Raw genomic sequence first — 21,402 nt, forward strand, 5'->3', positions numbered from 1 at the left:
CAGGAGCCGAGAAGACCATGCCAAAACGTACAGACATAAAAAGCATCCTGATCCTTGGCGCTGGCCCGATTGTTATCGGCCAGGCCTGTGAATTTGACTACTCCGGTGCGCAGGCATGTAAAGCCCTGCGTGAAGAGGGTTACCGCGTTATCCTGGTCAACTCCAACCCGGCGACCATCATGACCGACCCGGAAATGGCGGATGCAACCTACATCGAGCCGATTCACTGGGAAGTGGTACGCAAAATCATTGAGAAAGAGCGTCCGGATGCTGTGCTGCCAACCATGGGTGGCCAGACGGCGCTAAACTGTGCGCTCGAGCTGGAGCGTCAGGGCGTGCTGGCCGAGTTCGGCGTGACCATGATTGGCGCGACCGCCGATGCAATTGATAAAGCAGAAGACCGTCGTCGCTTCGACGTGGCGATGAAAAAAATCGGCCTCGACACCGCGCGTTCCGGTATCGCGCACAATATGGAAGAGGCGCTGGCCGTTGCGGCTGAAGTGGGCTATCCGTGCATCATCCGTCCATCCTTCACCATGGGGGGGACCGGCGGCGGTATCGCCTACAACCGCGAAGAGTTCGAAGAGATTTGCGAACGCGGTCTGGATCTCTCGCCAACCAAAGAGCTGCTGATTGATGAATCGCTGATTGGCTGGAAAGAGTACGAGATGGAAGTGGTGCGTGATAAAAACGACAACTGCATCATCGTCTGCTCCATCGAAAACTTCGATGCGATGGGTATCCACACCGGCGACTCCATCACCGTTGCGCCAGCCCAGACGCTGACCGACAAAGAGTACCAAATCATGCGTAACGCCTCGATGGCGGTGCTGCGTGAAATCGGTGTGGAAACCGGCGGCTCAAACGTGCAGTTCTCGGTGAACCCGAAAACGGGGCGTCTGATTGTTATCGAAATGAACCCGCGCGTGTCCCGTTCCTCCGCGCTGGCCTCCAAAGCGACCGGCTTCCCGATTGCGAAAGTGGCGGCGAAACTGGCGGTGGGTTACACCCTCGATGAGCTGATGAACGATATCACCGGTGGCCGCACGCCAGCCTCCTTCGAACCGTCCATCGACTACGTTGTGACCAAAATTCCACGCTTCAACTTCGAGAAATTCGCCGGTGCGAACGACCGCCTGACCACCCAGATGAAATCTGTCGGTGAAGTGATGGCGATTGGCCGCACGCAGCAGGAATCCCTGCAGAAAGCGTTGCGCGGCCTGGAAGTGGGTGCAACCGGCTTTGACCCTAAAGTCAGCCTGGACGACCCGGAAGCACTGACCAAAATTCGCCGCGAACTGAAAGATGCGGGTGCAGAGCGTATCTGGTACATCGCCGATGCCTTCCGTGCTGGCCTGTCCGTCGACGGCGTATTCAACCTGACCAACATTGACCGCTGGTTCCTGGTGCAGATTGAAGAGCTGGTGCGTCTGGAAGAGAAAGTGGCAGAGCTGGGCATCAATGGCCTGGACGCAGACTTCCTGCGTATGCTGAAGCGTAAAGGTTTCGCCGATGCGCGTCTGGCCAAGCTGGCGGGCGTACGTGAAGCGGAAATCCGCAAGCTGCGTGACCAGTATGACCTGCACCCGGTTTACAAGCGCGTGGACACCTGTGCGGCGGAGTTCTCCACCGACACCGCGTACATGTACTCCACCTATGAAGACGAGTGTGAAGCGAACCCGTCCGTCGACCGCGACAAGATTATGGTGCTGGGCGGCGGTCCAAACCGTATCGGCCAGGGCATTGAGTTTGACTACTGCTGCGTACACGCCTCGCTGGCGCTGCGCGAAGACGGTTACGAGACCATCATGGTCAACTGTAACCCGGAAACGGTCTCAACCGACTACGACACCTCCGACCGCCTCTACTTCGAGCCGGTTACTCTGGAAGACGTGCTGGAAATCGTGCGCATTGAGAAGCCAAAAGGCGTTATCGTGCAGTACGGTGGCCAGACTCCGCTGAAGCTGGCACGTGCGCTGGAAGCCGCAGGCGTACCGGTTATCGGTACCAGCCCGGATGCCATTGACCGTGCGGAAGACCGCGAGCGTTTCCAGCAGGCGGTTGACCGTCTGAAGCTGAAACAGCCAGCCAACGCCACCGTCACCGCCATTGAGATGGCCGTTGAGAAGGCGAAAGAGATTGGCTATCCGCTGGTGGTGCGTCCTTCTTACGTCCTGGGCGGTCGCGCGATGGAAATCGTGTATGACGAAGCTGACCTGCGTCGTTACTTCCAGACGGCGGTGAGCGTTTCTAACGATGCGCCAGTGCTGCTCGACCGCTTCCTCGACGACGCGGTAGAGGTGGACGTTGACGCCATCTGCGACGGCGAAATGGTACTGATTGGCGGCATCATGGAGCATATCGAGCAGGCGGGCGTGCACTCAGGTGACTCAGCCTGTTCTCTGCCAGCCTACACCCTGAGCCAGGAAATTCAGGATGTGATGCGTCAGCAGGTGCAGAAGCTGGCCTTCGAGCTGCAGGTTCGCGGTCTGATGAACGTCCAGTTCGCGGTGAAAGACAACGAAGTCTACCTGATTGAAGTGAACCCGCGTGCGGCACGTACCGTCCCGTTCGTCTCCAAAGCCACCGGTATTCCGCTGGCGAAAGTGGCGGCGCGCGTGATGGCGGGCCAGACGCTAGCGCAGCAGGGCGTGACCAAAGAGATCATTCCGCCGTACTACTCGGTGAAAGAAGTGGTGCTGCCGTTCAACAAATTCCCGGGCGTTGACCCGCTGTTAGGGCCAGAAATGCGCTCTACCGGGGAAGTGATGGGCGTGGGCCGCACCTTCGCTGAAGCGTTCGCGAAAGCGCAGCTCGGCAGTAGCTCCACCATGAGAAAATCAGGCCGTGCGCTGCTCTCCGTTCGCGAAGGCGATAAAGAGCGTGTGGTTGACCTGGCGGCCAAGCTGCTGAAACAGGGCTTCGAGCTGGATGCAACTCACGGTACGGCGATTGTGCTGGGTGAAGCCGGTATCAACCCGCGCCTGGTGAACAAGGTGCATGAAGGTCGTCCGCACATTCAGGACCGTATCAAGAATGGCGAATACACCTACATCATCAACACCACCGCAGGTCGTCAGGCGATTGAAGACTCCAAGCTGATTCGCCGCAGCGCGCTGCAGTACAAAGTGCACTACGACACTACCCTGAACGGCGGTTTCGCAACAGCTATGGCGCTGAACGCGGATGCCACCGAGAAGGTGATTTCAGTGCAGGAAATGCACGCGCAGATTAACAAGTAAGAAAAATGCCCGGTGCCATTCGGTTGCCGGGCATTCTTCCCCTCTTCAGAACCTTCTGGTTTTCCATCCGCTTTCAGTCAGTTAGCCTAAAATGGTTAGGTCGATAACGAAATTCATCTGAGAGCAGGGGAAAACACCATGCAAAATAAATTACTGATCGCTTCCGTTCTGGCTGCCACTGCACTGTTTACCGTAGCAGGCTGTTCGTCTAACCAGGCAGTCAAAACCACCGATGGCAAAACCATCGTGACTGACGGTAAACCGCAGGTAGATGATGACACCGGACTGGTGTCGTACAAAAACGCCGAAACCGGTCAAACGGAGCAGATTAACCGTGACCAGGTAAAATCCATGGGCGAGCTGGATAACTAAAAAAAAGCCGTGGCAAATGCCACGGCTTTTCGCTTTTGCTGGACGATTACCAGCGGTGGTTCAGCAGGATATGGCCGCCATAGGCAGCATAGCTGTTCTCACCCCATTCGCCGCTGGCGCGCAGCGAAAGCGTCGTGGTTTCGTTCAGGTTGCCGGTGACGCCCAGTTCTAACTGACCACGATCTTCCGGCGTATCGTTGCTCACGGTTTCATCATTAAACGCCAGATCGTTTTGGCCTGCCCCTTTCAGCCAGTTCACCGCAACGTACGGCTGCCAGGCTTTCTCGTCCTTCTGCTCGAAGTAGCTGGACTTAACGCCCAGACGACCAAAGATGCTGTCGTTGTCCAGGATCGTTACGCGTACGCCGTCGCGATCGGTATGATTTTCCTGATCGAGATAGCTGTAGATCACCTGCGCCTGCGGCTCGATCTTCCAGGTACGCGCGTTTTCTGACGGGATAACCCACGCGTGGCCAACTTCGACAGACGCAGCGAAGCCTTCGCTGTCGTAGTCTTCATCATTGCGGTTGCTGGTCACTTTATTGTTGTACCAGCTATAAGCGGCCCAGGTATCAATGTAGCTGCCCAGACGTAATTTCTGATCTTCCTGCCAGGTGGCATACACCCCAACATTGAAACCGTCCACCTTGCCTTGAGCATCACGCACGTTGTGCTTCGCATCCGAATGCGTCTTCGCCTGGCCAGCACCGAACATGCCACCGGCACGCAGGATCCCATTGTCCATTGGCTTGCTCATGAAATCGCTGCCGACTTGCAGAACGGTCGTGGTGGTGTCGTAGCTGACTTTATCGCCGCCCGCGTCGTTCTCGTGATAACGCCCCTTAACGTACATCCAGGTGTTCAGATCGTCTTCATTGCGGAAGGTGATTTGATCGCGATCGTCACGCTTGTGCAGGAACATACCCTGGGCAGCAAGGTAGTTGCCTAAGTAAGCGCCAACTTCAGGGGCCATAACTTCAGGGGCTGAGTTGCCACCGTTATCGCTATTACCGCCGTTATCCGTGTTGCCACCGTTATCGCTATTACCGCCGTTATCCGTGTTGCCATCGGTATCGGTATTACCACCGTTGTCGGTATTGTCGCCGTTATCGGTATTGTCACCGTTATCGGTATTGTCACCGTCGGTGCTTCCGCCGTCATCATTATCGTCTGCCGGCTCATCTGATGGCGTCGCCTTCGATTCCAGATACCAGTTGCCGTCGCCGTGCTGATACAGATTGTATTCATACGCCCCGGCAACAATCGGTGCTGCCAGCGTCAGTTGGGCTTCAGAACTGCCACCGACGCTCACAATTTCCATACCGTTTACCGTTTGAGCGCCCTGACCGCCCATATTACTCACATTGACCTGGGACTGACCGAAGCTGCTGCCCGTAATGGTGAGGTGGTCGGTTGGTGCGTTATCTTCGCCCAGGCTACTGTTCATTACGATCTGGCTACCAGAAGAACCCGTGTAGTCGCCGTTTATGATGAAATTGTTGCCAACACTGTTATTGGCCGCGCCGAGTAACAGCGTGCCACCGTTGGTAACGTTGCCGTTGACCGTATCGATACCTGAAACGCTCAAGGTCGTGTTACCCTGAATCGCATTCCATGCCGCCAGCGTACCGCCGGTCAGGATATCAATGTTGTTATTCACTTCACCTGCCGTGGCAAACGCTGCACCATTTTCAACGGTGACGGTGGCGTTACTGCCTTTCACGCCGAGCGTTGCACCACTGGCGATCAGCGTCGTGCCGCTATGCAGAACAGTATTTCCCGTGTAGCTATTATTGCCGGAGAGCGTCAGGGTATTTGAATCTGCTTTTTCGACATTACCGCTGCCGGTAATGCCGGTGGCGAATGTGGAGGAACTACCCTGATTAAAAATAACGGTGCCGTTGTTGGTCAGGCCACCGCTCAGCGTGGCGGTGTTCTTGCCATCACCAAGCTGGAGAGAGGCATCTTTTGCAACGAGGGTATTACCGGCATTCGCGACGGCGCCTGACAGGACTAAATCACCGCTGTTGACCAGAAGGGAATCGCCGGAACCGATAATATCGATATTGCCTGAAAGCGCCCAGCTTTCGCCGTCCATTTCTAAAGAGGCGAAGCCATCGTCTTTAGATAAGCCAACAAAATTGCTATCTTCATTGCCGGTCCCTGCCAGCGTAATCGTATTTCCTGTTGAGATGCCAGAAACCACGTCACCCGTCAGTGAAGAGCCCGTATTAAGCACCAGCGTATTATTTTTGCTGCTGGCAAAGGTGATTGCTGTGCCACCACTCCCAATAGAGCCGCTGTTGGTAATATCGACTTTCGCAGTATCCGTTACATAGATGCCGTTTTGAGCGCCCTGCACGGTTCCGGTGTTGATAATTTTGGTGTTACCGTCGCTCAGGCGTATGCCATCATTTTCCGTGCCGATAAGGGTGCCTTCATTAGCTATGGCAATCCCGACATGGGCACTGATCGCTGTGTTACCTTTAATCGTCCCGGTGGCACCATTTGTAATATTTAAGGCTGAGGAGTCCTGGCTGACGTAAATACCATTTTCAAAACCGGATATAGTTCCGTTATTAACCAGATCCCCTTGCATGGACTGAATGTTAATCCCTGTAGAACCGGTCGAGGAAATTGTTGCACCTTCCTCATTGTTGACGGTGACGCGTTGTGCGGAGGTATTAATATTCAGGCCGTTACCAGAGGAAGCAGCAATATTTCCCTTATTGGTAATCGTTGTGACGTTGTATCCTGAAACAGAAACTGCATTCTCGCTTCCCGAGGACGACGAGATGGTGATATCTTGGTTAATAGCATATTCGGTATCGGTGGAGAATGTTTGTGGGACAGAAGTGGATTTATCAATCGTTGTAGCGAAGGCCACTACCGGTGTGAATATAAGTAAAGCAGGAAATATATTTCCCAGGGTTTTTGTGGTCTTGTTTAATTTGAATATTTTGTTGCGCATTTACACGTCCATTTGAAAAGAAGTGGCGCTAATTAATGACTTAAAATAGCGCTTCTGGGCTACTTAAAAGAATGATTCAACGATAAAAAGCGTAAAATTATTAATTTTTCAATGTGTTATGTATAGATCATTTTGCTAAAGAATAATTTTATATTTTCTTAATTGATCACTTGCTTATATGCTTTAGCGCTTAATTATTCATTTCAAGTATCATCTGATAACAGTTATTTTTGTTGGTTTGAGGTCTGCTATACCCGCCAGGAAGGAGGGTTGCCAATAGTTGCGTTTTACCTTTACGCGGCCTGTTGACCCTTTCACCGGGCGGGTTAACTGTCTACACTCACTGCTACAAGAAGAGAAGAAGACAGGTCATTTGATGATACTCATAATTTACGCGCACCCTTATCCGCAGCACTCGCATGCGAATAAGCGGATGCTTGAGCAGGTAAGGACGCTTGATAACGTAGAGATACGTTCCCTCTATCAACTTTATCCCGATTTTAATATCGATATCGCTGCTGAACAGGATGCGCTCTCCCGTGCCGATCTGATTATCTGGCAGCATCCAATGCAGTGGTACAGCACGCCTCCGCTCCTGAAACTGTGGATTGATAAAGTCTTCTCCCACGGTTGGGCGTATGGCCACAATGGCAATGCGCTAAAAGGGAAAAGCCTGATGTGGGCGGTGACCACTGGCGGAGGAGAAAGTCACTTTGATATTGGTTCTTTCCCGGGGTTTGACGTGTTGGCCCAGCCGCTACAGGCCACTGCACTCTATTGTGGTTTGAACTGGATCCCACCTTTTGCGATGCACTGCACGTTTGTTTGCGACGATGAAACGCTGCAGGCGCAGGCTCGCCATTACAAACAACGCTTACTTGAGTGGCAGGAGACGCACCATGGATAGCCATACGCTGATACAGGCGCTGATTTATCTCGGCGCGGCGGCGCTGATTGTGCCCGTGGCGGTACGCCTGGGGCTGGGCTCGGTTCTCGGCTACCTGATTGCGGGCTGCGTCATTGGGCCGTGGGGTTTTCGTCTGGTTACGGATGCAGAGGCGATTCTCCATTTCGCTGAAATCGGTGTTGTGCTGATGCTGTTTGTGATTGGTCTGGAGCTCGATCCGCAGCGCCTGTGGAAACTTCGCGCCTCGGTATTTGGCGGCGGGGCATTGCAGATGGTGGCCTGCGGCTTGCTGCTGGGCGGGTTCTGCATCCTGCTGGGAATGGACTGGAAAGTGGCTGAGCTCATCGGCATGACGCTGGCGCTCTCCTCGACGGCTATTGCCATGCAGGCGATGAACGAGCGAAACCTGACGGTCTCCCAGATGGGGCGCAGTGCATTCTCGGTGCTGCTGTTCCAGGATATAGCGGCGATTCCGCTGGTGGCGATGATCCCGTTGCTGGCGGCAAGCGGCTCCTCCACCACGCTGGGCGCGTTCGCGCTGTCGGCACTGAAGGTTGTAGGGGCGCTGGCACTGGTGGTCCTGCTGGGCCGCTACGTGACCCGTCCGCTGCTGCGTTTCGTCGCCCGCTCGGGTCTGCGCGAAGTATTCAGCGCCGTGGCACTGTTCCTGGTCTTTGGTTTTGGTTTGCTGCTGGAAGAAGCCGGGCTGTCGATGGCGATGGGGGCATTCCTTGCGGGCGTTCTGCTGGCAAGCTCTGAATACCGGCACGCGCTGGAAAGCGATATTGAGCCGTTCAAAGGGTTGCTGCTGGGACTGTTTTTCATCGGCGTGGGGATGTCCGTCGACTTTGGCACGCTGGTCACACACCCGCTGCGGATTATCATCCTGCTGGTCAGTTTCCTGGTCATTAAAATGGCAATGCTGTGGCTGATTGCGCGGCCATTAAATGTGCCGGGTAAACAGCGCAGCTGGTTTGCCGTACTGCTGGGGCAGGGGAGTGAATTTGCGTTCGTGGTCTTTGGCGCCGCGCAGATGGCAAACGTGCTGGATCCTGAGTGGGCAAAAGCGCTGACGCTGGCGGTCGCACTCTCGATGGCGGCAACGCCTGTTCTGCTGGTGGTGCTGACTCGCCTCGAAAAATCGGGTAGCGATCAGGAGCGCGAAGCCGATGAAATCGACGAGGAGCAGCCACGCGTGATCATCGCTGGTTTTGGTCGCTACGGACAGATCGTAGGGCGTTTGCTGCTGTCGAGTGGGGTGAAAATGGTCATCCTCGACCACGATCCCGACCATGTCGATACGCTGCGTAAATTTGATATGAAAGTGTTTTACGGTGATGCCACCCGTGTCGATCTGCTGGAATCCGCGGGGGCCGCAAAAGCGGAGGTGTTGATTAACGCCATTGACGATCCGGAGACCAGCATACAGATGGTGGAGCTGGTAAAAGAACATTTCCCGGCGCTGACGATCATTTCCCGCGCGCGCGATGTGGATCATTACATCCGGCTACGTCAGGCAGGCGTTGAGGCACCCGAGCGTGAAACATTCGAAGGTGCGCTGAAATCCGGGCGTATGGCGCTCGAGAATCTGGGGCTCGGGGCGTATGAAGCGCGCGAACGTGCGGATCTGTTCCGCCGCTTTAACACCGGGATGGTGGAAGAGATGGCGGCGATGGCAGGCAGCACGGCCACAGAGCGGGCGGCGGTGTTTAAACGCACCAGTGCGATGCTGACGGAAATCATCAATGAGGACCGTAATCATCTGTCGCTGATCCAGCGTCATGGCTGGCAGGGGACGGAAGAGGGCAAGCATACCGGCGATCCGGCTGACGAGCCCGAGAGTAAACCTTCAGTGTGAAGTGGCGTTGCCAGCAATATTAAAAAATTTCTGTATCTTTACTCTGCCGCCAGTCGACGAAAGATTAAGCTTTCCGTATAGTGGCGGCAATTTTTTGCATCCGGGAAATTTTCAATGATCAGTCTGATTGCAGCGCTGGCGGTAGACCGCGTTATCGGTATGGAAAATGCCATGCCGTGGAACCTGCCTGCCGATCTCGCATGGTTTAAACGTACGACGTTAAACAAGCCGGTAGTGATGGGCCGCCTGACCTGGGAGTCGATTGGTCGTCCATTGCCGGGCCGTAAGAATATCGTTATCAGTAGCCAGCCGGGTACTGACGATCGCGTCGAATGGGTTAAGTCCGTAGATGAAGCGATTGCTGCCTGCGGTGATGCCGAAGAGATCATGGTGATCGGCGGTGGTCGTGTGTATGAGCAGTTCCTGCCTAAAGCGCAGAAGCTGTATCTGACCCACATTGATGCGGAAGTGGAAGGGGATACCCATTTCCCGGATTACGATCCGGACGAGTGGGAATCCGTATTCAGTGAATTCCACGACGCCGATGCGCAGAACTCCCACAGCTACTGCTTCGAGATTCTGGAACGTCGTTAAGTTTTTCCCCCTCACCCTGGGTGAGGGGGATTCATCAGGAGGCGACGGCCTCACTCTCCCCTGAGTCCTGCTGTCGGTTGGATGGCTGCACGAAGTAAGCTTTATCTTCCCAGCGTAAGCAGGTTAACTCGCCTCCCCAGCAGCAGCCGGTATCCAGACCGTAGATACCCTCTGGCATGCCTTTGCCCTCCAGTGCCGCCCAGTGACCAAACGCTATGCTGTATTCGGTTGTAACCGGCCCCGGAATGGCAAACCACGGTTTGAGGGGGGCAGGCGCGCTTTCCGGCGTTTCCTTGGAATACATGTCCAGCTGCCCGTTCGGGAAGCAGAATCGCATGCGGGTGAACGCATTGGTGATAAAGCGCAGGCGGGCCAGACCGCTGAGCTCTTCGCTCCAGTGGTTCGGCATATCGCCGTACATGGCATCCAGGAAGAAGGGATACGAGTCGCTCGCCAGTACCGCTTCTACGTCACGCGCACAGGTTTTTGCCGTCTCAAGATCCCATTGCGGGGTGATCCCGGCATGGGCCATGACCAGTTTTTTATCCTCGTCGACCTGCAACAAGGGCTGACGGCGCAGCCAGTTAATCAGATCGTCCGCGTCTGGCGCTTCCAGCAGCGGAGTGAGGCGATCTTTAGGCTTGTTGCGGCTGATCCCGGCAAACACGGCCAGCAGATGGAGATCGTGATTGCCCAGCACCATGCGCACGCTATCGCCCAGCGATTTGACGAAACGTAAAACCTCAAGCGAGCCCGGGCCGCGCGCGACTAAATCGCCCGTCAGCCAGAGGGTGTCCTGCCCTGGCGTAAAGTCGACCTGTTTTAACAATGCGATCAGTTCATCGTAGCAACCGTGAACGTCGCCAATCAGATATGTAGACATTAGATTAATGAATGAGTGTGGTTACGGCGAGACGGAACACAGGAATAGCAACGCGGAACACATTGCCATCGACGTCGACCATTTCGTAATGGCCTTGCATGGTACCCAGCGGCGTTTCAATCACCGCACCGCTGGTGTACTGGTACTCTTCGCCAGGGGCGATGTGGGGCTGTTCGCCCACGACACCTTCACCCTGAACTTCAATTTCGCGGCCATTGCCGTTGGTGATAAGCCAGTAGCGCCCGCGCAGCTGCACGGGCATCCGCCCCAGATTGCGAATGGTCACGGTGTAAGCAAAGACAAAACGCTCTTCATCGGGTGAGGATTGCGATTCAACATAGACGCTTTGTACATGGACACATACGCGGGGCGAATCAATCATGGCTTAACTCTCCTTCGGCGGCGCATTTTCGCTGATGTAATTAGCCAGCTTGCAGTACTGCTCTACGGAAATGTTCTCCGCACGCATTGCCGGGTCGATCCCCAGCTCGGCTAACACCTCAACGGTAAATGAATTGCTCAGGCTGTTACGGATCGTTTTACGGCGCTGGTTAAAGGCTTCTGTGGTAATGCGGCTGAGGACACGCAGATCTTTAACCGGATAGGGTTTCGTTTTATGTGGCACAAGGCGCACAACCGCTGAATCCACTTTCGGTGGTGGTGTGAACGCTGACGGCGGCACTTCGAGTACCGGGATCACGTTACAGTAATATTGTGCCATCACGCTTAAACGACCATACGCTTTACTGTTCGGCCCTGCAACCAGACGGTTAACCACCTCTTTTTGCAACATGAAGTGCATATCGGCAATGGCATCAGTATAGCTAAACAGGTGGAACATGAGCGGCGTGGAGATGTTGTACGGCAGGTTGCCGAAGACGCGCAGCGGCTGACCCATTTTCTCCGACAGTTCGCCAAAGTTCATGGTCATGGCGTCCTGCTGGTAGATGGTCAGCTTCGGTCCGAGGAACGGGTGCGTTTGCAGGCGTGCGGCAAGATCGCGGTCCAGTTCGATGACGGTCAGCTCGTCGAGGCGTTCGCCTACCGGCTCGGTCAGTGCAGCAAGGCCCGGACCGATTTCGACCATAGCCTGACCTTTTTGCGGATTAATAGCCGAAACAATGCTTTCGATCACGAACTGATCGTTGAGGAAGTTTTGCCCGAAGCGTTTTCGGGCTAAGTGGCCCTGATGGACTCGATTAGTCATTGAGTATTAACAATCATTTTGATGGCGAGATTAAGCGCCGTAATAAAACTGCCGACATCCGCTTTCCCCTGTCCTGCCAGATCCAGCGCAGTACCGTGGTCAACGGACGTTCGAATAAAGGGTAAACCGAGAGTGATATTCACCCCGCGGCCAAAGCCCTGGTATTTTAGCACGGGCAGGCCCTGATCGTGGTACATCGCGAGGACGGCGTCGGCATTATCCAGGTATTTCGGCTGAAAAAGCGTGTCCGCAGGGAGCGGCCCGCTAAGATTCATCCCTTTAGCGCGCATTTCTTCAAGCACCGGAATAATGGTGTCGATCTCTTCGGTGCCCATGTGTCCACCTTCTCCCGCATGCGGATTCAGGCCGCAAACCAGAACGTGTGGCTGTTTGATGCCGAATTTGGTTTGCAGGTCATGATGCAGGATCCCGATGATCTCCCGCAGCAGTGCCGGGGTGATGGCATCAGGAATGGCCTTAACAGGCAGATGGGTGGTCACGAGCGCAACGCGCATTGCCTCCGTCGCCAGCATCATCACTACTTTCGGGCTGTGCGAGCGCTCTTCAAAGAATTCCGTGTGCCCGGTAAAGGGGATACCCGCTTCGTTGATGACGCCCTTGTGCACGGGGCCGGTGATCAGGGCAGCAAATTCACCCTTCAGGCAACCGTCGCAGGCGCGCGCGAGGGTTTCCACGACGTAGTGGCCGTTTTCCGTGCTGAGCTGGCCTGGAATTACCGGTGTACGAAGAGGGACAGAAAGAACCGTGAGCGTACCGGCTTGCTGTGGTGCTGGCTGTCTGCCTTCAACGTAAGGAATAAGCGTTAAAGGCAGACCGAGCAGCTTCGCCCGGTCTTGTAACAGTGTTGCATCTGCGCAGACAACCAGTTCCACCGGCCAGCTTCGCTGGGCGAGCTGGACAACGAGGTCTGGCCCAATCCCGGCGGGTTCGCCGGGGGTGATCACAACACGATGCGGTTTCATTAGTTACTCAGAACTTTCACGTAAGCACTGGCGCGTTGTTCCTGCATCCAGGTTGCCGCTTCTTCAGAGAACTTACGGTTAAACAGCATACGGTAAGCGCGGTCTTTCTGCGCCGCATCCGTTTTATCCACGTTACGGGTGTCCATCAGCTCGATCAGATGCCAGCCAAATGAAGAGTGTACCGGAGCACTGATCTGGCCTTTGTTCAGCTTCATCAGCGCATCGCGGAAGGCAGGATCGTAAATATCTGCTGCAGCCCAGCCCAGATCGCCGCCCTGATTAGCAGAGCCTGGATCCTGAGAGAACTCCTTCGCGGCATTGGCAAACGAGGTTTTACCGCTCTTAATGTCTGCCGCAATCTGCTCCAGCTTCGCACGTGCCTGATCGTCAGTCATGATCGGTGACGGTTTGAGCAGAATATGGCGAGCGTGAACTTCAGTCACGGAAATGTTCTGGCTCTGACCACGCAGATCGTTCACTTTCAGAATGTGGAAGCCCACACCGGAACGGATTGGACCCACGATATCGCCTTTCTTCGCCGTACTCAGCGCTTGGGCAAAGATGGATGGCAGCTCCTGAATACGTCCCCAGCCCATCTGGCCGCCTTTCAGCGCCTGTTGGTCAGCGGAGTATGTGATAGCCAGCTTGCCAAAGTCGCCGCCGTTACGCGCCTGTTCGACAATAGAACGTGCCTGACTTTCTGCTTCCGCAGCCTGATCGGAGGTTGGGTTCTCTGGCAGTGGGATCAGAATGTGGCTCAGGTTCAGCTCTGTGCTCGCATCGTTCTGGTTACCCACCTGTTTTGCCAGCGCGTCCACTTCCTGCGGCAGGATCGTGACGCGACGACGGACTTCATTGTTACGCACTTCCGAAATCAGCATCTCTTTACGGATCTGGTTGCGGTAGGTGGCGTAGCTGATGCCGTCATAGGCCAGACGACTGCGCATCTGATCCAGAGACATGTTGTTTTGCTTTGCGATGTTAGTGATGGCCTGATCGAGTTGCTCGTCAGTCACCTTCACGCCCATTTTCTGACCCATCTGCAGAACGATCTGATCCATGATCAGTCGTTCCAGGATCTGATGGCGCAGCGTGGCGTCATCCGGAAGTTGCTGACCTGCTTCGCCCGAATTGAGCTTCACAGATTTCATCAGACCGTCAACGTCACTTTCGAGCACGACGCCGTTGTTAACAACAGCGGCGACCTTATCAACAACCTGGGGGGCCGCGAAGCTGGTATTCGCAACCATAGCGACACCGAGCAGCAGCGTTTTCCAGTTCTTCATACTTTTTCCATTTCAATTAACCGCAAAGCGGATTACGTTGTAAATCAAATACATTACAAGGAACTACGGTATGGCAGGATGTTCGAACGCAGCATCTGCTGGGTGCCCAGGCCGTAGTTGGAACTCAGGCCGCGCAGTTCGACATTAAAGCCAATCACGTTATCGTATTTGCTCTGATTGTTTTGAGTATCCCAGCCGTTAAGCTTACGTTCGTAGCCGACACGCAGCGCATAACAGCAGGAGTTATATTGCAGACCCACCATCTGGTCAGCAGGTTTATTGGCGTTAGTGTCAAAGTAGTAAGCGCCTACGATTGACCAGCGATCGGCGATAGGCCAGCTTGCTGCGCCACCCACCTGCGAAATCCCATCTTTGTATTGGTCAGCATTGGCGTAGTTCGGCAATGTCGCCTGAATATATTCAGGACTGGCATAACGGTACGTCAACTGCATCATACGGTCTTCATCACGACGGTATTCAATAGCTGCACTGCTCGTCGCGATATTGTCCAGTCGCGTATCGTACTGCAACCCACCGCGCAGACCCCAGCGATCGGTCATGCGCCAGTAGGTATCACCCGCCCACACCAGTGAACCCGTTTTGTTGTCTTTCTCCCAGTTAATGTCGTCATCACCCGTACGAGACTCGGTGAAATAGTAAATTTGACCAACAGAAACGTTAAAACGTTCAACGGCAGATTCATCATAAACGCGCGTTGTGACACCGGTCGTTAACTGGTTAGCGGAAGCAATTCGGTCGAGACCACCGTAGGTACGGTCGCGGAACAGGCCGCTATAGTCCGATTGCAGGAAAGAGGAGTCGTAGTTCTGAATCTTGCTCTGATCGCGATAAGGCACGTAAAGATACTGCATACGCGGTTCAAGCGTCTGAGTATAGCCATCCGCCAGGAGTGCCATATCACGTTCGAAAATCAGTTTACCGTCCATCTTAAACTGGGGAAGCGTACGGTTTACTGATTCTTCAAGATCGGTACCATAGCGATTGTTGTACCAGTCCAGATTTTTCTGCTGATAGTGCGTCGCCATGAGCTTGGCTTCGGTATTCAGACTTGCCCAGTCATTTGACCAGGGCAGGTTGACCGTCGGCTCAATATGAACGCGTGTGGATTCTGGCATATCCGAGTTGGTATTAACGAAATGCACCGCCTGGGCGTAGACGTGGGTGTCGAAAGGACCGACATCGTTTTGGTACCAGTTCACGTCCAGTTGCGGTTCAGCACCGTAGGTACTTGCTGTTTGGGTATTAAAGACCTGGAACTGCTTGGTTGACACCGTGGCGTTAAAGTTTTGAATGGCATAGCCAACGCTGAATTTCTGCGTGGCATAACCATCGGTACTTGAACCGTACTTGGAGTCAAAGTCATTAAAGTAGTAAGGATCGCTGACCTTGGTATAGTCGACGTTAAAACGCCAGACCTGATCCAGTACCCCGGCATGCTGCCAGAAATACATCCAGCGGTGCTTGTCGCCTTCGGTCGGGTGCTCATCCTGGAAGACTTTATCTGACGGCAGATAATCCAGCTCCATCAGACCCGCACCGGCCTGAGTCAGGTAGCGGAACTCGTTCTCCCACATGACGTTGCCGCGCTTATGGATATAGTGCGGCGTGATCGTGGCGTCCATGTTGGGCGCGATGTTCCAGTAATACGGCAGGTAGAACTCAAAGTAGTTCGAAGTGCTGTATTTGGCATTGGGGATCAGGAAACCCGAGCGACGCTTGTCACCCACGGGAAGCTGAAGATAAGGGCTGTAGAATACCGGTACCGGACCCAGCTTAAAGCGGGCGTTCCAGATCTCCGCGACCTGCTCTTCACGGTCGTGGATCACTTCGCTCCCGAGCACGCTCCAGGTGTTTGACCCTGGCAAACAGGAGGTAAAGGAGCCATTTTCCAGGATCGTATAGCGGTTTTCACCGCGCTGTTTCATCAGGTCCGCTTTACCGCGTCCCTGGCGACCCACCATCTGGTAATCACCTTCCCAGACGTTAGTATCTTTCGTATTCAGGTTTGACCAGGCTTTCGGACCTTTCAGGATGACCTGATTGTCGTCATAGTGCACATTACCCAGCGCATCCACCGTTCGTACCGGCTCGGCCGCGCCTTCCGGCTGCTTCTGGTGCAACTGCACTTCATCTGCCTGCAGGCGGCTATTGCCCTGGTTAATATCCACATTGCCCGTAAACGTGGCGTTGTCAGGATAAGTACCCTTAGAACTGTCTGCAGTAATGGTTACCGGCAAGCTATTTGTATCACCCTGCACCAGTGGGCGATTATAACTTGGAACGCCAAGCATACACTGCGAGGCGAGATCGGCCGCCAGCCCCTGTTGACTGTACAGGGCGGTGCCAATCATTGTGGCCAGAAGGGTGGGGATACGTTTTTTCATACGTTGTATTTTATTGTTCCGTCATCAGTGGCTACGGCTTACAAACGCTCAGAGACTATCTTACTCATCAGCGCAGTACCAGCGTTAATCCTGCCCGTTTGCGTGCCAGAGTGTTAGGCTCGCTATCGAATGACGAGTATGATAAAGCAAATTATAGGCGATGTCCTTCAATTGACCGTGGCTTGAACACTGTGATGATGACGTTGCGTCGGCCAGGAATATGACTATCCGGGGAGTATATGCAGTATTGGGGTAAAATAATCGGCGTTGCGTTCGCCATCATCATGGGTGCCGGGTTCTGGGGAATCGTTCTTGGGCTCATTATCGGTCATATGTTTGATAAGGCGCGCAACCGCAAAATGGCCTGGTTTGCGAATCAGCGCGAGCGCCAGTCACTCTTTTTCTCCACCACCTTTGAAGTCATGGGGCATTTAACCAAATCCAAAGGCCGCGTGACCGAAGCCGATATTCAAATCGCCAGCATCTTTATGGACCGCATGAATTTGCATGGTGAATCCCGTGTGGCCGCGCAGAATGCGTTTCGCATTGGGAAATCAGATAACTATCCGCTGCGTGAAAAAATGCGTCAGTTCCGCAGCATCTGCTTCGGACGTTTTGATTTAATTCGGATGTTTCTGGAAATTCAAATCCAGGCGGCGTTTGCTGACGGTTCACTGCACCCTAATGAACGTGATGTTCTGTACGTCATTGCAGAAGAGTTGGGCATCTCCCGAATGCAGTTCGACCAGTTCTTACGCATGATGCAGGGCGGCGCGCAGTTTGGCGGGGGGTATCACCAGCAGTCTTCCGGCGGTGCATGGCAGCAGGCGCAGCGTGGACCGACGCTGGACGATGCGTGCAACGTACTTGGCGTGAAACCCACTGACGATCAAACCACCATCAAACGCGCCTATCGCAAGCTGATGAGCGAGCATCACCCGGACAAACTGGTCGCGAAAGGCTTACCGCCGGAAATGATGGAGATGGCGAAGCAGAAAGCGCAGGAAATTCAGAAGGCTTACGAGCTGATTAAAGAGAAGAAAGGTTTCAAATAAAAAAGGGCCCGACACTGTCGGGCCCTTTTTTCAGAAGTCCACCGGGGCGTTAAACGTCATCGTGTTACCGAAGGCCGGATGGGTAATGGTCAGCGTCTGGGCGTGAAGCTGCAGACGCGGTGCTAACGCCAGCGCTTCCGGCGGCGCGTAAAACCGGTCGCCTAAAATCGGATGACCCAGCGCAAGCATATGCACGCGCAGCTGGTGTGAACGTCCGGTAATCGGCTTAAGGAGTACGCGCGCGGTGTTATCCGGCGCGTACTCCAGCACTTCATACTCGGTCTGCGCGGCCTTGCCGGTTTCATAGCAGACCTTCTGCTTAGGCCGGTTCGGCCAGTCGCAGATCAGCGGCAGATCGACCAACCCTTCTGCCTGTGCAGGATGTCCCCAGACGCGCGCCACGTACTGCTTCTTCGGCTCGCGCTCGCGGAACTGGCGCTTCAGCTCGCGCTCCGCCGCTTTATTGAGCGCCACCACAATCACGCCGCTGGTTGCCATATCCAGACGATGCACAGATTCCGCCTGTGGATGATCGCGCTGAATGCGCGTCATCACGCTGTCTTTGTGCTCATCCAGACGCCCCGGTACGGACAACAGGCCGCTCGGCTTGTTAACTACCATAATGTGTTCATCCTGATACAGGATGACCAGCCAGGGATCCATCGGCGGATTGTAGGGCTCCATTACCATTTTTTTGCTCCGCTTACTGATGCGTGACAACAATCAGACGCAATGCGTCCAGTCGCCAGCCCGCCTGATTCAGGCTTTCCATAATTTGCTGACGGTTGCTTTCAATGGCAGCCAGTTCATCGTCACGGATGTTCGGGTTCACCGCCTTCAGCGCTTCCAGACGGGACAGCTCCGCTGAGAGTTTCTCATCGGCCTCGGTGCGTGCAGCATCGATCAGCGCACGGGCCGCTTTCTCGATCTGGCTTTCGCCCAGCTGCAGAATGGCATGCACGTCCTGCTGTACCGCATTCACCAGCTTGCTGCCCGTATGGCGATTCACCGCGCTCAGCTGACGGTTGAAACTCTCGAATTCAACTTGCCCTGCCAGGTTGGTACCGTTTTTATCCAGCAGCAGACGCACAGGCGTTGGCGGCAGGAAGCGGGTCAGCTGGAGCTGTTTCGGTGCCTGGGCTTCCACAACGTAGATCAGTTCTACCAGCAGCGTACCCACCGGCAGTGCCTTGTTCTTGAGGAGTGAAATCGTGCTGCTACCGGTATCGCCGGAAAGGATCAGATCCAGTCCGTTACGGATCAGCGGGTGTTCCCAGGTGATGAACTGAGCATCTTCGCGGGACAGCGCCACATCACGCTCGAAGGTGATAGTACAACCATCTTCCGGCAGGCCCGGGAAATCCGGCACCAGCATGTGATCGGACGGGGTCAGGACAATCAGGTTCTCGCCCCGATCGTCCTGGTTAATTCCGACGATGTCGAACAGGTTCATGGAGAAGCTGATCAGACTGGTGTCATCATCTTGTTCTTCAATGCTTTCAGCCAGCGCCTGCGCTTTCTCACCGCCGTTGGAGTGAATTTCCAGCAGGCGGTCGCGACCCTGCTCAAGCTGCGCTTTCAGCGCTTCATGCTTCTCGCGGCAGGATTTGATCAGATCGTCAAATCCGTCACTGTTTTCCGGTGCGGCCAGGTAGCCGATCAGATCGCTATGCACCTGATCGTAAATGGTGCGGCCCGTCGGGCAGGTATGCTCAAACGCATCCAGACCTTCGTGGAACCAGCGCACCAGCACGGACTGGGCAGTTTTTTCCAGATACGGCACGTGGATCTGAATATCATGCGCCTGGCCGATACGATCCAGACGACCGATACGCTGTTCCAGCAGATCCGGATTGAACGGCAGATCGAACATCACCAGATTACTGGCAAACTGGAAGTTACGGCCTTCAGAACCGATTTCCGAGCACAGCAGAACCTGTGCGCCACTGTCCTCTTCACCAAACCACGCCGCGGCGCGGTCACGTTCAACGATGGACATCCCTTCGTGGAACACGGCGGCGCGAATACCTTCACGCTCGCGCAGCACCTGCTCCAGCTGCAGCGCGGTAGCCGCTTTGGCGCAGATCACCAGCACCTTCTGGGAGCGGTGGGCGGTCAGGTAGCCCATCAGCCACTCCACGCGCGGGTCGAAGTTCCACCAGGTGCCGGTATCGCCTTCGAATTCCTGGTAGATTTGTTCCGGGTAGAGCATGTCGCGGGCGCGCTCTTCCTGGGTTTTGCGCGCGCCCATAATGCCAGAGACTTTGATCGCCGTCTGATACTGGGTGGGTAGCGGCAGCTTGATGGTATGCAGCTCGCGTTTCGGGAACCCTTTCACGCCGTTACGGGTGTTGCGGAACAGCACGCGGCTGGTGCCGTGGCGGTCCATTAGCATGTCGATGAGCTCTTTACGCGCAGGCTCCGCGTTATCGCTATCGCTATTCGCGGCCTGCAGCAGCGGTTCAATATCCTGCTCGCCAATCAGCTCGCTCAGGGTGTTGAGTTCCTCATTAGAAAGACGATTGCCTGCCAGCAGCATGGCCACGGCATCCGCGACCGGACGGTAGTTATTCTGTTCTTCCACGAACTGCCCGAAATCGTGGAAACGGTTTGGGTCGAGCAGGCGCAGACGTGCGAAGTGGCTTTCCAGACCCAGCTGTTCCGGCGTTGCGGTCAGCAGCAGGACGCCAGGGACGCGCTCCGCAAGCTGTTCGATAGCCATATACTCGCGGCTTGGCGCGTCTTCGCTCCAGACTAAATGGTGCGCTTCGTCAACGACCATAATGTCCCACTCGGCATCGCACAGGTGCTCAAGACGCTGCTTGCTGCGGCGCACGAAGTCCAGGGAGCAAATGACCAGCTGTTCGGTTTCAAACGGGTTGTCGGCGTCGTGCTGCGCTTCGGCATAGCGTTCGTCGTCAAACAGGGAGAAGCGCAGGTTAAAGCGGCGAAGCATCTCGACCAGCCACTGGTGCTGCAGGGTTTCAGGCACCACGATCAGCACGCGCTCGGCGGCACCGGAAAGCAGCTGTTGATGCAGGATCATACCCGCTTCAATGGTTTTACCCAGGCCCACTTCATCGGCCAGCAGTACGCGAGGGGCATGGCGACGGCCCACGTCATGGGCGATATTCAGCTGGTGGGGGATCAGGCTGGTGCGCTGACCGCGCAGGCCGCTCCACGGCATACGGTACTGTTCACTCTGGAACTTGCGCGCGCGATAGCGCAGCGAGAAGCGATCCATACGGTCAATTTGCCCGGCAAACAGGCGGTCCTGCGGCTTACTGAAAACCAGTTTGCTGTCGAGCAGCACTTCACGCAGGATGACATTGGCTTCGTCTGTATCAAGACGCGTACCAATGTAAGCGAGCAGTCCATTCTCTTCTTTTACGTCTTCAATCTTGAGCTGCCAGCCGTCATGGCTGGTCACGGTGTCACCCGGATTGAACATCACGCGGGTTACAGGGGAGTCATTGCGAGCGTACAGGCGGTTTTCACCGGTGGCAGGGAAGAGGAGGGTAACCATACGCGCATCGACGGCAACGACGGTTCCTAATCCAAGTTCGCTTTCTGTATCGCTGATCCAGCGTTGACCAAGTGTAAAAGGCATAGTTGTTCGGCTCTAATCTTTAATTGCAG

The 21,402-nt window shown here is 55.0% G+C and carries 15 protein-coding genes; 6 read left to right on the forward strand and 9 right to left on the reverse strand.

What is annotated here, in order from left to right; translation table 11 throughout:
- Nucleotides 1-17: 17 nt before the first annotated feature.
- Complete coding sequence (gene carB / locus L383_RS01990; protein ID WP_014882499.1) at nucleotides 18-3,242, forward strand: carbamoyl-phosphate synthase large subunit; 3,225 nt, start codon at nucleotides 18-20, stop codon at nucleotides 3,240-3,242.
- Between the two features lie 138 nt (nucleotides 3,243-3,380).
- Nucleotides 3,381-3,614 carry a YgdI/YgdR family lipoprotein gene (locus L383_RS01985; protein ID WP_014882500.1) on the forward strand — a complete coding sequence of 78 codons (234 nt, stop codon included), beginning with the start codon at nucleotides 3,381-3,383 and terminating at the stop codon, nucleotides 3,612-3,614.
- Nucleotides 3,615-3,660: 46 nt separating this feature from the next.
- Here the strand turns inward: L383_RS01985 and L383_RS01980 are convergent, their stop codons facing one another.
- Nucleotides 3,661-6,585, reverse strand: coding sequence for an autotransporter family protein (locus tag L383_RS01980; RefSeq protein WP_023332062.1), 2,925 nt, complete (start codon nucleotides 6,583-6,585; stop codon nucleotides 3,661-3,663).
- A gap of 376 nt (nucleotides 6,586-6,961) precedes the next feature.
- Here L383_RS01980 and kefF point away from each other — a divergent pair, with 376 nt between their 5' ends.
- The 3 genes from kefF (at nucleotide 6,962) to folA (ending at nucleotide 9,944) form a co-directional block, all read left to right on the forward strand.
- Nucleotides 6,962-7,492 carry a glutathione-regulated potassium-efflux system oxidoreductase KefF gene (kefF, locus tag L383_RS01975; RefSeq protein ID WP_014882502.1) on the forward strand — a complete coding sequence of 177 codons (531 nt, stop codon included), beginning with the start codon at nucleotides 6,962-6,964 and terminating at the stop codon, nucleotides 7,490-7,492.
- Complete coding sequence (gene kefC / locus L383_RS01970) at nucleotides 7,485-9,350, forward strand: glutathione-regulated potassium-efflux system protein KefC (protein WP_023332063.1); 1,866 nt, start codon at nucleotides 7,485-7,487, stop codon at nucleotides 9,348-9,350. Before kefF ends, kefC begins: the two co-directional genes overlap by 8 nt.
- Before the next feature lie 114 nt (nucleotides 9,351-9,464).
- Complete coding sequence (gene folA, locus L383_RS01965; protein WP_006173915.1) at nucleotides 9,465-9,944, forward strand: type 3 dihydrofolate reductase; 480 nt, start codon at nucleotides 9,465-9,467, stop codon at nucleotides 9,942-9,944.
- A 34-nt stretch (nucleotides 9,945-9,978) separates the two neighbouring features.
- Here folA and apaH read toward each other — a convergent pair whose 3' ends face one another.
- From apaH to lptD, 6 genes are read right to left on the reverse strand one after another with little or no spacing between them, the layout of a single operon-like run.
- On the reverse strand, nucleotides 9,979-10,827 hold the full coding sequence (gene apaH, locus L383_RS01960) for a bis(5'-nucleosyl)-tetraphosphatase (symmetrical) ApaH (protein ID WP_014882504.1): 849 nt from the start codon (nucleotides 10,825-10,827) through the stop codon (nucleotides 9,979-9,981).
- A gap of 4 nt (nucleotides 10,828-10,831) precedes the next feature.
- Nucleotides 10,832-11,209, reverse strand: coding sequence for a Co2+/Mg2+ efflux protein ApaG (apaG, locus tag L383_RS01955; RefSeq protein ID WP_014882505.1), 378 nt, complete (start codon nucleotides 11,207-11,209; stop codon nucleotides 10,832-10,834).
- Between the two features lie 3 nt (nucleotides 11,210-11,212).
- The gene (rsmA, locus tag L383_RS01950) at nucleotides 11,213-12,034 is read right to left on the reverse strand and encodes a 16S rRNA (adenine(1518)-N(6)/adenine(1519)-N(6))-dimethyltransferase RsmA (protein ID WP_008502020.1); all 822 of its coding nucleotides are present in this window, start codon (nucleotides 12,032-12,034) and stop codon (nucleotides 11,213-11,215) included.
- Nucleotides 12,031-13,017, reverse strand: a complete 987-nt coding sequence (gene pdxA, locus L383_RS01945; protein WP_023332065.1) for a 4-hydroxythreonine-4-phosphate dehydrogenase PdxA — start codon at nucleotides 13,015-13,017, stop codon at nucleotides 12,031-12,033. The genes rsmA and pdxA overlap by 4 nt, the downstream gene beginning before the upstream one ends.
- Complete coding sequence (gene surA / locus L383_RS01940) at nucleotides 13,017-14,303, reverse strand: peptidylprolyl isomerase SurA (protein ID WP_023332066.1); 1,287 nt, start codon at nucleotides 14,301-14,303, stop codon at nucleotides 13,017-13,019. The genes pdxA and surA overlap by 1 nt, the downstream gene beginning before the upstream one ends.
- Before the next feature lie 53 nt (nucleotides 14,304-14,356).
- A complete protein-coding gene (gene lptD, locus L383_RS01935) occupies nucleotides 14,357-16,708 on the reverse strand; it encodes an LPS assembly protein LptD (protein ID WP_023332067.1) in 2,352 nt (783 codons plus the stop codon).
- 239 nt (nucleotides 16,709-16,947) lie between these two features.
- Between lptD and djlA the strand changes: the two genes are divergently transcribed.
- A complete protein-coding gene (gene djlA, locus L383_RS01930) occupies nucleotides 16,948-17,763 on the forward strand; it encodes a co-chaperone DjlA (protein WP_023332068.1) in 816 nt (271 codons plus the stop codon).
- Nucleotides 17,764-17,793: 30 nt separating this feature from the next.
- Here djlA and rluA read toward each other — a convergent pair whose 3' ends face one another.
- Both rluA and rapA read right to left on the reverse strand, forming a co-directional pair.
- Nucleotides 17,794-18,453: a bifunctional tRNA pseudouridine(32) synthase/23S rRNA pseudouridine(746) synthase RluA gene (gene rluA / locus L383_RS01925; protein ID WP_023332069.1), complete on the reverse strand. Its 660-nt coding sequence runs from the start codon at nucleotides 18,451-18,453 to the stop codon at nucleotides 17,794-17,796.
- A 13-nt stretch (nucleotides 18,454-18,466) separates the two neighbouring features.
- Nucleotides 18,467-21,373, reverse strand: a complete 2,907-nt coding sequence (gene rapA / locus L383_RS01920) for an RNA polymerase-associated protein RapA (protein WP_014882511.1) — start codon at nucleotides 21,371-21,373, stop codon at nucleotides 18,467-18,469.
- Nucleotides 21,374-21,402: the final 29 nt, after the last annotated feature.

Source organism: Enterobacter sp. MGH 37, assembly GCF_000534515.1.
Taxonomy (GTDB): domain Bacteria; phylum Pseudomonadota; class Gammaproteobacteria; order Enterobacterales; family Enterobacteriaceae; genus Enterobacter; species Enterobacter kobei.